Origin of the sequence: Novosphingobium sp. (assembly GCF_965229225.1) — a bacterium.
In the GTDB taxonomy this organism is placed as follows: Bacteria; Pseudomonadota; Alphaproteobacteria; order Sphingomonadales; family Sphingomonadaceae; genus Novosphingobium.
In genome coordinates this window covers 3,202,476-3,217,429 of sequence record NZ_OZ245867.1, presented here as the reverse complement: position 1 = coordinate 3,217,429, position 14,954 = coordinate 3,202,476, and the positions used below count along the sequence as shown (strand labels likewise).

Here is a 14,954-nt window from a genome sequence, read left to right as displayed (position 1 = left end):
TCAGGCGGCGAGCCCCGCCGCCCTGATTCCGGCCAGCGCGGCGAGTTCGTCGTTGTCGCTGGTATCGCCCGTCACGCCGACCGCGCCGATCACCGCGCCGTCTGCATCCTTCACCAGCACGCCGCCAGCGGCGGGCACGATCCCCGCCGGATTGAGCCCCGCCGCCGCGTTGATGAAGGTTGGCCGCTCGATCGCCATCTCGCCGATCGTGCGCGAGGAAACCCCCAGCGCCAGCGCGCCGGATGCCTTGGCGGTCGCGATCTGCGGGCGCAGGTTGGACGAGCCATCTTCGCGCGCGAAGGCGATCATGTGGCCGCCGGCATCGAGCACGGCCACGCTGATCGGCTTCAGCCCAAGCACGCGCGCTTCCTTGAGCGCGCCGGTGATCACGGCCTGAGCCTGTTCGAGCGAAATACGAGTCATGCGTGTTACTCCTGGGGAAGATGACTGAGATTTGCGGGTTTCGGGCCGCCAGTGGCCCAATCGAGCAGTTCGATGGTGTGGACGACGGGCAGACCGGAGTGGCGCGCGATCTGCACCGCGCAGCCCACATTGCCGGTGGCGATCACATCGGCCTCCAGCACGCTCAGCCGCTCAGCTTTACGCGTACCGAGCTGGCCGGCGAGTTCGCTCTGGAGAATGTTGTAGGTGCCCGCTGAACCGCAGCACAGATGTGCCTCCGCCGGCAGCCGCACGGCATAGCCTGCCTCCGCCAGCAGCCGCTTCGGTGCCTCAGTCACCTTCTGGCCGTGCTGCAAGGAGCAGGGGGGATGATAGGCCACAGCAAGCCCCCGCGCCGTCACCGGTGGCAGCCCCACTTTGGCGAGATATTCGCTCACATCCATCGCCAGCGCGCTCACCCGCGCGGCCTTTTCGGCATAGGCGGGATCGCCGCGCAGCATATGGCCATAATCCTTGATCGTGGTGCCGCAGCCTGATGTGGTGACGATGACCGCATCGAGGCCCTTCCCCTCGATCTCGGCCATCCACGCATCGACATTGCGCCGCGCCGCATCCAGCGCATCATGCTCGCGCCCCATATGGTGGACGAGCGCGCCGCAGCAGCCCTCGCCGTTTGCAAACACCACCTCGTGCCCCGCCCGCTCCAGCAGGCGCACCGTCGCCGCGCGCACCTCAGGGCTCAGCACCGGCTCCGCGCAGCCCTGCAGCAGCGCGACGCGGCCCTTGGGCCTCGCCATCCGTTCAGGCTGCACCAGCACCGGCGCAGGCACCCGCCTGGGAGCCAGCGCGACCATCGCCGCCAAGGGTCGCAGCGCCTTGATCCGCTCCATCAGCGGTACGAATGGCCGGCCCAGCGGCGCAAGCTCCAGCGCCAGCCGCATCCGCCCGGAATAGGGCAGCACCCATGCCAGCAACCGCCGCGTGGCCCGCTCATGCCAGGGCCGCCGATAATGCTCGTGGATATAGACCCGCGCGTGATCGACGAGGTGCATGTAGTTCACGCCCGAAGGACACGTCGTCATGCAGGCAAGGCAGGAAAGGCAGCGGTCGACATGCTTGACCGTTTCCGGACCCGGCACGCGCTGGTTCTCCAGCATGTCCTTGATCAGATAGATTCGCCCGCGCGGGCTGTCGTTCTCGTCACCCAGCAGCACATAGGTCGGGCAGGTCGCGGTGCAGAACCCGCAATGCACGCACTTGCGGATCACGCTTTCCGAGGTCGCCATCGCCGGATCGGCGAGCGCACCTGCGTCAAACTGCGTCTGCATGCGCATCCTCCGCAAACCGGCCAGTGGCAAACACGTCCTTGGGGTCGAACGCCCGCCGCACCCGCGCTTCCAGCGCCAGCACGCCCTTTGCGCGCGGATGAAACGCGGGCACACGCGCCCGCATCGCCTCGGGCGCCAGGACCAGCCGCGCCTCTCCGCCCAGCAGTGTCGCACTCTCGCGCACAGCCTCGTCCTCGTGGTCACTGCCGATCCAGAGCCGCCCTCCGCCCCAGTCCATGGCCCACTCGGCCCCCGGAGGCAGCGCAGCGATCAGGTCTGGCGCATGGCGCGGCGGCAGATGCACATCCCAGCGCACCGCCCCGTGCAAGGCCTCACCCGTCATCGCCTGCCGCCAGAGCGGCGCGGCCTCGTCCTCGTCCTCGGCCATGGCCTCAAGCGCGCAATGGCCCGCAAGCAGCTCCGGCAGCACCGCACAACGCGCCGCCACCGAGGGCGCAAAGCCCGCCACGCGCAGCAGCACCGTCCCATCCGGCAATGCGGCAGCGGCAGACACATCCGCCCGGCTCCCCAGCGCGCAGGCCATCGCCGCATGCGCCGCCGCCGGAGCCAAGCCGCGCGCCGCCAACGTCACCACATGGCGCGGACGTGGCAGCACTTTGAGCGTCAGTTCGGCCATCGCCGCGATCCGTCCCCACGATCCCGCCATCAGCTTGGGCAGGTCATAGCCCGTCACGTTCTTGACGACCTTGGCGCCTGCGACAAACACCTCGCCGCACCCCGAAACCGCTGTCAGCCCCAGCAAATGATCGCGCGCGCTCCCCGCCGTCACCCGGCGCGAACCCGCCACGCCCGCCGCCACGGTGCCACCGATCGTCGCGCCTGGATCGCCCCAAGGCTCGAAGGCCAGCATCTGTCCTTCGCTCGCCACCAGCGCCTGCACATCGCAGAGCAGCATCCCCGCCCGCACCGTCAGCACCAGTTCCGCAGGATCGTAGTCGACCACGCCCGTCAGCCCCGCCAGCGAGACAATCTCCGCCTCACGCGGCGCACCAAACGCCGCCTTGGTGCCCCCGCCACGCAGTTCCAGCTTGCGCCCCTCCGCCGCCGCATCGGCGACGATTTCGGCAAGATCCGCCGCATCCCTCGGCTCCAGCATCAGAAGCGCCCCATCATCAGAATCTGGGCAGCTCGGGATGCGGCAGCGCGCCGAGATGGACATGCATCCGCCCCAGCTCCGCGCAGCGGTGCAGCACCGGAAACACCTTGCCCGGATTGAGCAACAGCTCTGGATCGAACGCGCATTTCACGCGCTGCTGCTGCTTGAGGTCCGCCTCGCTGAACATCTCGGGCATCAGATCGCGCTTCTCGATCCCCACCCCATGTTCGCCCGTCAGCACCCCGCCGACCGACACGCACAGCCGCAGAATATCCGCGCCGAACGCTTCCGCCTTGTCGAGCTCCCCCGGCACATTTGCGTCGTAGAGGATCAGCGGATGCAGGTTGCCGTCGCCCGCATGAAACACGTTGGCAACGCGCAGGCCGTACTCCTCGGAAAGCTCCTCCATCCGCCGCAGCACATCGGGCAGGCGGCGGCGGGGGATCGTCCCGTCCATGCAGAGGTAATCCGGCGAAATCCGCCCCACCGCCGGAAACGCCGCCTTGCGCCCCGCCCAGAACGCCATGCGCTCGGCCTCATCCTGCGATACCCGCGTCGTCACCGCGCCATTGGCATCGGCAATCCGCGCAATCTCGCCGATCAGGAAATCGCATTCCGCCGCCGGCCCATCGACCTCGACGATCAGCAGCGCCCCCACATCGAGCGGATAGCCCACCTGCACGAAGGCTTCCGCGGCATGGATTGCGGGCCGGTCCATCATTTCCATGCCTGCCGGGATGATCCCCTCGGCGATCACTTGCGCCACGCACGCGCCTGCCTGCTCAGCATCGGGAAAGCCCACCAGCACCGCCCGCGCCGTCTCGGGCTTGGGCAGGATGCGCACCGTCACTTCGGTGACGACGCCCAGCAACCCTTCAGACCCCACCACCACGCCGAGCAAGTCCAGCCCGCCCGGATCGAGGTGCCGCCCGCCCAGCCGCACGATTTCGCCGTCCATCATCACAATCTCGACGCCGAGCACGTTGTTCGTGGTCAGGCCGTATTTCAGGCAATGCACCCCGCCCGAATTCTCCGCGACATTGCCGCCGATGGTGCAGGCAATCTGGCTCGAAGGATCGGGCGCGTAGTAGAAGCCCCGCCCCTCCACCGCTTGCGTGATCGCAAGGTTGGTAACGCCGGGCTGCACCACTGCCACGCGGTCCTCGTAGTCGATCTCCAGCACCCGCTTGAACTTGCCCAGCCCCAGCAGCACCGCATCCGCCAGCGGCAGCGCCCCGCCCGAAAGAGACGTCCCCGCCCCGCGCGGCACCACCTTCACGCCTTCCGCGTGGCACCACTTGAGCACGGCAGATACCTGCGCCGTCGTTTCGGGCAGCACGACCATAAGCGGCGGCTGGCGATAGGCCGTCAGCCCATCCGATTCCCACGGACGCAGCGCCTCGGGCGCATCGATCACGCCTTCTCCCGGCACGATCGCCCGCAGCGCCCGCGCGATCCGCTCGCGCTTGGCGAGCGTCTCGGCATCTGGCACCGGCATGGCAATCGTCATCGGGCGGTTCTCCGGATCAGGCGGCCGCCTTCACCTTCTGGCGGAACGCGTGCAGCAGCGGTTCGGTATAGCCGCTCGGCTGCGATACGCCATCGAACACCAGCGCCCGCGCCGCCTGAAACGCGAGGCTGCCATCCGGATCACCCGCCATTGGCTGGTACAGCGGATCGCCCGCGTTCTGCGCATCGACCTTCGCCGCCATGCGCAGCAGCGCCGCATCGACCTGTTCCGCCGTCACCACCCCGTGCAGCAACCAGTTGGCGATATGCTGGCTCGAAATCCGCAAGGTGGCGCGGTCTTCCATCAGGCCGACGTCGTTGATGTCCGGCACCTTGGAGCAGCCGATCCCCTGATCGACCCAGCGCACAACATAGCCCAGAATCCCTTGCGCATTGTTGTCGATCTCGGCCTGAATGTCCGCCTCGGACCAGTTCTGGCCTGCCGCGACCGGAATGGTCAGCAGTGCGTCGAGGCTGGCGATCCCTTCCGCGCGCCGCTCCACCTGCCGGGCGAATACATCGACCTGATGGTAATGCGTGGCGTGCAGCACGGCCGCCGTCGGCGAAGGGACCCATGCGGTGTTCGCGCCGGTCTTGGGATGACCGATCTTCTGCACCAGCATGTCAGCCATGCGGTCGGGCATTGCCCACATGCCCTTGCCGATCTGCGCCTTGCCCGAAAGCCCGCAGGCGAGGCCGATCTGCACGTTGCGATCCTCGTAGGATATGATCCACGGGCTCGTCTTCATGTCGCCCTTGCGCAGCATTGCGCCGGCTTGCATCGAGGTGTGCATCTCGTCACCGGTGCGATCAAGGAAGCCGGTGTTGATGAACATGATGCGGTCCTTCACCGCATGGATGCACGCGGCAAGGTTCGCGCTCGTGCGGCGCTCCTCGTCCATCACGCCAATCTTCAGCGTATGGCGCGCAAGGCCCAGCACATCCTCCACCGCATCGAACAGATCGTTGGCGAAGGCGGCTTCTTCCGGCCCGTGCATCTTGGGCTTCACGATATAGACCGAACCCGTGCGGCTGTTGGTCCGCGCGCCATTGATATCGTGCATCGCGATCAGGCTGGTGACGATGCCATCGAGAATGCCCTCCGGCGCCTCGCCACCGCCCGGCAGCAGCACCGCCGGATTGGTCATCAGGTGGCCTACATTGCGCACCAGCAGCAGCGAACGGCCATGCAGCGTCAACGCCGAGCCATCGGGCGCGGTATAGACGCGGTCCGGATTGAGCCGGCGCGTCATCATCGCGCCGCCCTTCTCGAAGGTGTCCTCGAGATCGCCCCGCATCAGCCCCAGCCAGTTGGCATAGGCCGCAACCTTGTCCTCGGCATCGACCGCCGCGACCGAATCCTCGCAGTCACAGATCGTCGAGATCGCCGCTTCCAGCACAACGTCGGCGATGCCTGCCGGATCGTCCTTGCCGATGGGATGCGCCGGATCGATCACCACTTCGATGTGCAGGCCATTGTGGCGCAAGAGCAGGTTCGCGCCCGCATGGCCTACCAGCTGTGCCGGATCCTTCAGCGCAAGATCGCCGCCGGTCCAGTCCGCCCACGAACCCGTCGCCAGCGGCACCGCCTCATCCAGAAACGCCTTGGCCCAGCCGATAACCTGCTCGCCGCGCACCGGGTCATAGCCCTTGCCAGCGGCTGCACCCGGAATCGCATCGGTGCCATAGAGCGCATCATAAAGGCTGCCCCAGCGCGCATTCGCCGCATTCAGCAGGAACCGCGCATTGAGGATCGGCACGACCAGCTGCGGCCCCGCCGTCACGGCAAGCTCGGCATCGACATTCTGCGGCGCCACGGAAAACGGCGCGGGCTCGGGCACCAGATAGCCGATCTCGGTCAGGAACGCCTTGTACGCGGCCATATCCTGCGGCTGCCCGGCGCGTGCCTTGTGCCAGGCGTCGATCTTCGCCTGCAAGCCCTCGCGCTTGGCCAGCAGCGCGGCATTGCGCGGCGCGAACTTCCCGAAGATGTCCGCCGTCCCGGCCCAGAAGGCATCTGCCGCCAGCCCCGTCCCCGGCAGTGCGCGCGTTTCGATGAAGTCCGCAAGAACTCCCGCGACCTGCAGCCCCGAACGCTCGACATATCCGCTCATCGCACCGACTCCCAAAATCCGATGCCCCTCCCCTAGGCCCCGCTGCCGTCTTCCGGTAGAAGGAAATAATTCAATGCAGCTTCTCCTACAGGGAAACAATGTTCGATCCCGATTACGATCTCTTCCTCGCCATCGTCGAAGCCGGATCGATCTCCGCCGCAGCGCGGGCGCAGGGTGCTTCCACCGCCGCGCTGTCCAAGCGCCTTGCGCGGCTGGAAGAGCGCCTCTCTGCCCGCCTCGTCCACCGCACTACGCGCCGCCTCGCGCTCACCCCCGCCGGGCAGGATCTCCACGATGCGCTGCTCCCGCTGCGCTCGACCCTCAAGGCCGCCGAGGAACGCGTCAGCGGCCGCCACACCCATGTGCGCGGGCCGCTGCGCCTTACGGCCCCCACCTCGTTCGGCCGCATGCATGTCGTGCCCCACGTGCCCACCTTCCTCGCCGCCCATCCGGACGTCCGCCTCCAGCTCGATCTCTCGGACGAGTTCGCCGACCTCCTCGATGGCTCCTGCGATCTGGCGATCCGCATCGGCGCCAAGATCGGCACCGGTCTTGTCGGACACCGCCTCGGCACCAGCCATCGCGTGCTCTGCGCAGCGCCCGCCTATCTCGCCCAGTTCGGCACGCCCGAAACTCTTGGCGACCTCAAGCACCATCGCCTACTCGCCACCACCAGCCAGCTCCCCTGGCAACTCGATGGCCCCGAAGGCACAGTCACCCATCAAGGCCAGAGCCACGTGCGGACCAATTCCAGCGAAGTCGTGCGTGAACTCGCGCTCGGCGCCTGCGGCATCGCGCTGCGCTCCTTGTGGGATGTGCATGAAGCGCTCGGCTCAGGCGCGCTCGCCCGCGTTCTGCCGCACTATCAAGGTTCGCAGGATGTCGGCATCTATGCCGTCCATGCCCCCACGCCGGCGCTCCCTGCGCGGATCGAAGCCTTCATCGCCCACCTCGGCGCACATTTGCAGGCGGGCAGCGGCCTCGTCTAGGCCGTAACCCGGATGCAGGCGATGCCCCGCGCCGCCAATCGTCCGCAGATCGCATGGGCATCCGGCCCCGAAGCGCGCAAGCGGTAGACCTGCATCTGCCGCACCACCGCCGGGATGATTACCGGCTCCAACGCTTGCAGTTCCGGCTCGCTCGCCGAAAGCTCCTGCCACAGCGCATCCGCCCGGGCGACATTGGTTGCCGCCGCCAGCTGGATCGTCTGCACAGTGCCCTGCATGGGCAACTCCGTGGACATGGCGGATGGCGGCGGGTGCGGCGCATAGGCCTGCCGCACCGGCGCCGCCTGCGCGGGAGCAGGCAGCCCCAGCGCCGCGCTTTTCGCCGCCTCGGCATAGTCCAGCGGCTGGCGCAGGATCACCACCGAAGTCGAAGCCGGGTTGGTCAGCGCATAAAGCTGCCGCGCGAAATCCCACGGCAGACGAATGCACCCGTGCGAGGCCGGCGCTCCCGTCACCCGTCCGGCGTGAAGCGCCACACCGCTCCACGTCAGCCGCTGCATATAAGGCATCGGCGCGTTGCCATAAGTGCGCGAGCGGTGCTTCACGTGCTTCTGCAGGATCGTGAAGGTGCCCGCCGGCGTGCCATAGCCGCGCCGCCCGGTCGAAACCGCCGTCGATCCCCACTCCTCGCCGTCCCGGAACACCCAGAGCCGCTGAGAGGGGATGCTCACCACGATCAGCACGCCCTTGCGCGCAGCAGAAACGGGGGTGGGCGGGGGCGGCCCCTCCGGCTCACCATCAAGCGCCGGATCGGGCGCACATTGCGCCGCAGCCGAAGCGAACTGTACCGGCGCAGGGGTTGGCGCCACCCGCTCGGCAAAGGCCGCACGGGCGAGCACGCCGCATCCCAGCAGCGCGAGCAGCATTCCCACCAAAACGGAGACTCGTCCCGAAGCCCAACCCATGCAGTATGGTTAACGGATCGTTACCTAACGTGACACTGCTTTTTGGTCAGTGATGGGCCGCGCCATGCGTCCCTCAGCGGGACGCCGCGAGCCGCTCTGCACCCGCCTGCCAGCCGCCGCCCAGCGCGCGAAAGGCAGTGACGCCTGCGCGCGCTGCTTCGGCCCGCGCAGCAATCGCCTCATCCTCGGCATCGAGCCGCTGCCGTTCGATCGCCAGCGCCTCGATCCGGCTTACCACACCGGCCTGAAAAGCCGTCTCGATCCGCTGGCGGCTATCCGCCAGCCGCGCCGCGACCATGGCCGCCGCGTCCGCCTGCTCGCTGCGCTTGGTCAGTGCTAGCAGCGCATTCTCGCCCTCCGCCGCCGCCTGCAGCGCGGTCTGCCGCCAGGTCGCGACAGCTTCCTTCAGCCGCGCTTCCGCTGCCGATTGCTGCGCCCGCAGCCGCCCGCCGGTGAACAGCGGAACGTTGAACCCGCCGCCTGCCCCGGTCTGCACCGCGCCGCCGGTGAACAGGTTGCCCATCCCGTTGGCAAGAAACCCGGCAAAGCCCGAAATGGTGAAGCGGGGATAGCGCGCCGCGATCGCCTCGGCCACACGCGCATCGCTCGCCGCTACCAGCCGCTCCGCCGCCACCACATCGGGCCGCCGCGCCAACAGCGAGGCCGGGCCATCGGGCACCGCAGGCGCGCGCATGGCTGGAATAGCGCCCCTACCCATCTCCGCTGCCGCCTGCCCCGGCGCGCGGCCCATCAGCACATCGAGCCGGTTGCGCTCGACTTCCAGCGCCGTCTCCAGCGCGGGCACGGCGGACGTAGCCCCGGCGAGTTCAGCGCCGCTGCGGTCGGTCTCGGTCAGCGCCGCCACGCCGCGTTCGGCCCGCTGCCGCAGCAGGGCGTCAGCATCGCGCGCAGCCGCCACCCGCGATCGAGCCACCGTGAGCCGCGCCTCGATCGCGCGTACGTCGATATAGGTGTTCACCACTGAGGCCGCGATTGTCAGCCGCGCGCCGGCCAGCCCTGCATCCGCCGCGCTCGCCTCGGCCCGCGCCGCCCGCGCACCAGCCGAAAGGCGCCCGAACAAGTCGAGCTCCCACGATGCCGCGCCGTTAAGGCCATATTGCTCTACCGTCCGCTGAAAGCCGGGAAAGCGCGAGAAGGCGCGGCCCTGCACATCCTCGATCGATTGCCGCTTGATCCCTGCCGAACCATCAAGTGAGGCCTGCGGCATCAGCGCGCCCTTGGCTGCCTTCACCCCTGCCGCCGCCTGCTCCAGCCGCGCCGCAGCCGCTGCGATATCGAGATTGCCGGAAAGCGCCGTGTCCACCATGCGGTCCAGCACCGGATCGCCGAAGCTCTTCCACCAGCCCTCCGCCAACGGCGCGGCATCGACCGCAGCCGGCGCATTGCGGAAAGCTTCGGGCAGCACGGGCGGAGCGGGCCGGGCGTGCGGCGCGGCCTGCGCAGCAGGCGCTGCCCCGCCGAGCAGGAGAACAGCCGCGGCTCCGGCAAGAAAGGTCCGCATCGGAAGAGTCCTTGACCTATGAATGATGAAAGAATATATCCTTTTTCATGAAAATCAACCCAGCCATTTCAGAAAAGCGAAAGGCAGGGCGGCCCAGCGTGGACCGGCGGGACGAGATTCTCGACGCCGCCGAACGCCTCTATGATGCGCTGGGATTTGAAAAGGTCACGGTGACCGACGTTGCCCGCGCGCTCGGCATGTCGCCCGCCAATCTCTATCGCAGCTTCGCCAATCGCCAGGCCATCGACGAGGCGGTGACGAGCCGCGCGTTGAGCGGCGTGGAAGACGCCGCATGGCGGGTTGCGCGCGGCGCCTCCGCCGATCCGATCCGCACCTTTGAGCTGCTTTGCATGGATATCGCCCTGAAAATGCGCGATCTTCTCTTCAAAAGCGGGCGCTCCAGCGATCTGTGCCTCGCCGCCACGCGTGGCAATTGGCCCCCGGTGCAGCAGTTCATGGATACGCTGCACGGCCTTATCCGCCATGTCATCGCCGAAGGCCAGCGACAGGGCGTCATGCGCGCCGATCTCCCGCTCGAGGAAACCTCGGCCGCCACCTTCACCGCGATGGCCAAGGTCTGGCACCCGGTCATGCTCGATACCTTCGGTGTCGCCCACCTTGAAAGCGAGACGGCGGGGATCACGCGTCTGGTGCTTGAGGCGCTCAGAACGAAAAACTGAAAACAGAAATAATTTTTCATCTTTTCTGAAACGTCAGCCGCGATTATACGGGAGTCGAAAGTCCCCCCAGGGGCTCGGAGGCTGACATGCAACGCCGCGCCATTTCCCGTTTCCCGCTCATCGCCGCGCTCGCCGGCACCGCACTCCTAGGCGGCTGCTCCGGCACCGCGTCAGAACAGCCCGCCGAGCCGCTCGTCGCCGCCGCGCTGGTGCAGGGCGAAGGTGGCGGCGAAAGTGGGGGCGATGCCTATACCGGCACCGTCCACGCCCGCACCGAAAGCACGCTGGCCTTCCGCGTCCCCGGCAAGATCGTCGCCCGCCTCGTCGATGCCGGCGCGCGGGTCCGCGCCGGGCAACCGCTTTTCCGGCTCGATGCGCGCGATCTCGGCCTCGCCGCGTCCGCTGCGGCGGACAAAGTGCGCGCTGCCGAAGCCGATGCTACGCGCACCGCAGCGGACGAAGCGCGCCTGCGCCCGCTCGTCGCCACCGGCGCCATCTCCCCCTCCACATACGACGGTGCCCGCGCTGCGCGCGATGCCGCTGCTGCCACGCTCTCCGCCGCCCGCGCCGCCGCCGCCAATGCCGCCAACGAACGCGGCTATGCTGTGCTCGTCGCCGATGCAGACGGTGTCGTCACCGAAGTCCTCGCCGAAGCCGGTCAGATCGTCGCCGCCGGCACGCCCGTCCTGCGCCTTGCCCGCAGCGGCGCGCGTGAAGCGCTCGTTGCCGTCCCCGAAACCGCGCTCGCCGCGCTCCCCAGATCAGCGCAGGCCACGGTCTATGGCCGCGCCGCGCCCGTCACCGCCACCTTGCGCGAAGTCGCCGGGGCCGCCGATCCGCTGACCCGCACGTTCGCTGCGCGCTACGTCCTTGCCGGTGCATCGGCAGACGCTCCGCTCGGCGCCACCGTCACCGTGCGCCTTTTCGGCACCAGCGCCGGCAGCAGCCGCGTCCCGCTCGGCGCACTGGTTGATCTCGGCAAGGGGCCGGGCGTCTGGGTGATCCAAACCGATCGCAGTGTCCGCTTCCAACCCGCACGGCCGCTGCGCCTGACCGAGGAGGAAGCGTTCCTCCCCGCCTCGGCCCTGCCGCCCGGTACGCGCGTCGTCGCGCTCGGCGGCCAGTTGCTCCACGCTGGCCAGAAAGTCCGCCCGGCTGAAGGCGCGGCCCGGTGAAGGGCCCCAACCTCTCCGCGATCGCGGTCAAGGAACCCTCGGTCACGCTGTTCCTCCTCCTCGCCGCGATGGCTGCGGGCATCTTCGCCTTCTTCCAGCTTGGCCGCGCAGAGGATCCCAGCTTTACCTTGAAGGTGCTGACGGTATCTGCCGCATGGCCCGGCGCCACTGCGCAGGAAATGCAGGATCAGGTTGCCGACCGGCTGGAAAAGCGCCTCCAGGAACTGCCCTACTACGACCGGATCGAAACCCAGACCCGGCCCGGCTTCCTCACCATCACCATCCTGTTCGGCGACAAGGCCTCGCCGAAGGACGCGCCGGAGCTGTTCTACCAGGCGCGCAAGAAGATGAGCGACGAGGCGATCAATCTGCCGCGCGGCGTGATCGGCCCGATCGTCAACGACGAATACTCCGACGTCTATTTCTCGCTCATCGCGGTGCAGGCAAAAGGCCTGCCCCACCGTGCGCTGGTGCAGCGCGCCGAAGCCATCCGCAGCGAACTCCAGCGCGTCGAGGGCGTCAAGAAGGTCGCGCTGTTCGGCGAACAGCGCCCGCGCATCTATGTCGAGCTTTCCAACCGCAAGCTCGCCACGCTGGGGCTGGGCGCCGATGCCGTGCTCGGCGCGCTTGCCAACCAGAACCTGATCCAGCCCGCCGCCCAGTTCGAGACGTCCTCGCGCCTCGTGCCTGTGCGCGTCACGGGCGGCTTCGACGATCTCGACGCCGTGCGAGCCACCCCGATCAGCGCAGGCGGACGCGTGGTGCGCGTCGGTGATATCGCCGAGGTCAGGCGCGGATACGAAGACCCGCCCAGCTTTCAGGTCCGCCATGAGGGCGGCGAGGCGGTCATGCTCGGCGTCGTCATGCATCCGAACTACAACGGCCTCACCCTTGGCCGTGCGCTCAATGCCAAGCTTGACGAGATCCGCACCCGGCTCCCGCTCGGCATTACGGCTGCCGAAGTCGCCGATCAGGCCGCCAACATCGCCGAGGCCTACGGTGAGTTCATGCTCAAGTTCGCAGTCGCGCTCAGCGTCGTCATGGTCGTCAGCCTGATCGCGCTCGGCTGGCGCGTAGGCATCGTCGTCGCGCTCTCCGTTCCCCTCACGCTCGCCGCCGTGTTCGTGATCATGTGGATCACCGGGCGCCAGTTCGACCGCATCACCCTGGGCGCGCTGATCCTCAGCCTCGGCCTGCTCGTCGACGATGCGATCATCGCGATCGAGATGATGGTGGTAAAGCTCGAGGAAGGCATGAGCCGGATCGAGGCCGCCACCTTCGCCTGGGGCGCGACCGCCGGGCCGATGCTGGCGGGCACCATCGTCACCATCGTCGGCTTCCTCCCCGTCGGCTTCGCGCGCTCCACTGCGGGCGAATATGCCGGTAACATCTTCTGGATCGTCGGCTTCGCGCTGCTCGTCTCGTGGATCGTCGCGGTCTATTTCACCCCCTATCTCGGTGTGAAGTTGCTGCCCGATATCAAGCCCGTGGCGGGCGGCCACGATGCGATCTACGCCACGCCGCGCTATGAACAGCTGCGCGGATGGATCACCCGCAGCGTGGCGCAGCGCGGCCGCCTCACACTCGGCGTGCTCCTCGGCATGGTGCTCGCCGCCGTGCTGCTCGTCGTCGCGATCCCCAAGCAGTTCTTCCCGATCTCGGACCGGCCAGAGCTGCTGATCGAGGTCTACAACCCCCACGGCTCCAGCCTTGTCGCAACACGCAGCGTGGTCGAAAAGATCGAGCATGATCTGCTCACCCGGCCCGAGATGAAGGCCGAAATCCGCTACGTCGACAGCTACCTCGGCGGCGGCGCCCCGCGTTTCTTCCTCTCGCTCAATCCCGAGCCCGCCGATCCCTCCTTCGCCAAGCTCATCGTGCTGACCCACAGCCCCGCCGCGCGCGACCGGCTGCGCCTGCTCGTCCAGAAGCTCGCCGCCGAGGGCCACTACCCCGGCGCCCGCGTCCGCGCGCTCAGCCTGCTGTTCGGCCCGCCGGTGCCCTATCCCGTCGCCTTCCGCGTCACCGGGCCGGAGCCGGACCAGTTGCGCCGCATTTCAGCCCAGGTCGCCGAAGTGGTCCGCGCCAATCCCAACACGGTCGCGGTCAACACCGACTGGGGCGACCGCACCCCCGCCGTCACGCTCCAGTTCGACAACGACCGCCTGCGCCTGCTCGGGCTCGATCCCGCCAGCGTCGCCCGGCAGGTCTCCGCGCTGATTTCGGGCACAACCGTTGCACAGGCCCGCTACGGCGACCGCACCACCGATGTCGTCGTCCGCACGCCGGGGGCTGAACGCCACGCGCTCGGTGACCTCGGCAACCTCGTGATCGGCACCGCGAACGGCACCGGCGTGACCCTTGCGCAAGTCGCGAAGATCGTGCCTTCCAGCGAAGACCCGCTGCTGGTGCGCCGAAACCGCGTGCCGACGATGACCGTGCGCGCCGATATCACCAAGGGCATCCAGCCAGCTGACGTGACTGCCGCGATCCTGCCCAAACTGCAGCCCGTGATCGACAAGCTGCCCGCAGGCTATGCGATCATCGCCGCCGGCTCGGTCGAGGAAGCCGGCAAGGCCAACGCCGCGCTTGCGCCGCTTTTCCCCATCATGATCGGGATCATGCTGCTCGTGCTCATGCTGCAAACGCGCTCGTTCCGCATGACCGGCCTCGTCTTCGCGACCGCGCCGCTGGGGCTGCTCGGCGCGATCCCCTCGCTGCTCATCACCGGTTTCCCGTTCGGGTTCAACGCGATCCTCGGCCTGATCGGGCTTGCCGGCATTCTCATGCGCAACACGCTGATCCTCGTCGACCAGATCGACAGCGAACGCGCCCGCGGCCTCGGCCTTGAAGCTGCGGTGATCGAGGCGACCGTGCGGCGCGCACGCCCGGTGCTGCTCACCGCGCTTGCGGCGGTGCTCGCTTTTCTGCCGCTCACGCTGTCCAGCTTCTGGGGCCCGCTTGCGGTCGTGCTGATCGGGGGCACGCTCGTCGGTACCGCGCTGACGCTGTTCTTCCTCCCCGCGCTCTACGCACTGTGGATGGTGCGGCGCGCGGCGTAGAAGGTTTCTCGCAGAGGACGCAGAGGGAAAGAAGATCGCAGGGAGACTGTACCTTGCGGCGCGGCCGCTTTCGATCTGATCGGGAGGGCATCAATTTCCGGCTCCGCCGGAAGCGACCTCTCTGCGATCTCTG

At 68.0% G+C, this 14,954-nt stretch carries 11 protein-coding genes; 4 read left to right on the top strand and 7 right to left on the bottom strand.

Features of this window, described 5'->3' with window-relative positions; all coding sequences use genetic code 11:
- Genes ACO06X_RS15010 through ACO06X_RS14990 form a run of 5 tightly spaced genes read right to left on the bottom strand, consistent with a single transcriptional unit; the run spans position 1 to position 6,470 of the window.
- A complete protein-coding gene (locus tag ACO06X_RS15010; RefSeq protein ID WP_421837027.1) occupies positions 1-423 on the bottom strand; it encodes a GlcG/HbpS family heme-binding protein in 423 nt (140 codons plus the stop codon).
- A 5-nt stretch (positions 424-428) separates the two neighbouring features.
- Positions 429-1,730: a glycolate oxidase subunit GlcF gene (gene glcF / locus ACO06X_RS15005; RefSeq protein WP_421837026.1), complete on the bottom strand. Its 1,302-nt coding sequence runs from the start codon at positions 1,728-1,730 to the stop codon at positions 429-431.
- Positions 1,714-2,847: an FAD-binding protein gene (locus ACO06X_RS15000; RefSeq protein WP_421837025.1), complete on the bottom strand. Its 1,134-nt coding sequence runs from the start codon at positions 2,845-2,847 to the stop codon at positions 1,714-1,716. Before ACO06X_RS15000 ends, glcF begins: the two co-directional genes overlap by 17 nt.
- Positions 2,848-2,863: 16 nt before the next feature.
- Entirely contained in the window at positions 2,864-4,357 is a 1,494-nt protein-coding gene (locus ACO06X_RS14995; RefSeq protein WP_421837024.1) for an FAD-linked oxidase C-terminal domain-containing protein, read from the bottom strand.
- Between the two features lie 16 nt (positions 4,358-4,373).
- Positions 4,374-6,470 carry a malate synthase G gene (locus ACO06X_RS14990; protein WP_421837023.1) on the bottom strand — a complete coding sequence of 699 codons (2,097 nt, stop codon included), beginning with the start codon at positions 6,468-6,470 and terminating at the stop codon, positions 4,374-4,376.
- Positions 6,471-6,568: 98 nt separating this feature from the next.
- On the opposite strand from ACO06X_RS14990, the gene ACO06X_RS14985 reads away from it, so the two are divergent.
- Entirely contained in the window at positions 6,569-7,459 is an 891-nt protein-coding gene (locus ACO06X_RS14985) for a LysR family transcriptional regulator (RefSeq protein ID WP_421837022.1), read from the top strand.
- Here the strand turns inward: ACO06X_RS14985 and ACO06X_RS14980 are convergent.
- On the bottom strand, positions 7,456-8,343 hold the full coding sequence (locus ACO06X_RS14980) for a L,D-transpeptidase family protein (RefSeq protein WP_421839924.1): 888 nt from the start codon (positions 8,341-8,343) through the stop codon (positions 7,456-7,458). The two genes, ACO06X_RS14985 and ACO06X_RS14980, sit on opposite strands and share 4 nt — an antisense overlap.
- A gap of 112 nt (positions 8,344-8,455) precedes the next feature.
- Positions 8,456-9,904, bottom strand: coding sequence for an efflux transporter outer membrane subunit (locus tag ACO06X_RS14975; RefSeq protein ID WP_421837021.1), 1,449 nt, complete (start codon positions 9,902-9,904; stop codon positions 8,456-8,458).
- A gap of 47 nt (positions 9,905-9,951) precedes the next feature.
- On the opposite strand from ACO06X_RS14975, the gene ACO06X_RS14970 reads away from it, so the two are divergent.
- The 3 genes from ACO06X_RS14970 to ACO06X_RS14960 all read left to right on the top strand — a co-directional run bounded on the left by ACO06X_RS14970 (position 9,952) and on the right by ACO06X_RS14960 (position 14,821).
- Entirely contained in the window at positions 9,952-10,584 is a 633-nt protein-coding gene (locus tag ACO06X_RS14970; protein WP_421837020.1) for a TetR/AcrR family transcriptional regulator, read from the top strand.
- A gap of 86 nt (positions 10,585-10,670) precedes the next feature.
- Positions 10,671-11,759: an efflux RND transporter periplasmic adaptor subunit gene (locus tag ACO06X_RS14965; protein ID WP_421837019.1), complete on the top strand. Its 1,089-nt coding sequence runs from the start codon at positions 10,671-10,673 to the stop codon at positions 11,757-11,759.
- Positions 11,756-14,821, top strand: a complete 3,066-nt coding sequence (locus ACO06X_RS14960; protein WP_421837018.1) for an efflux RND transporter permease subunit — start codon at positions 11,756-11,758, stop codon at positions 14,819-14,821. Before ACO06X_RS14965 ends, ACO06X_RS14960 begins: the two co-directional genes overlap by 4 nt.
- Positions 14,822-14,954 lie beyond the last annotated feature (133 nt).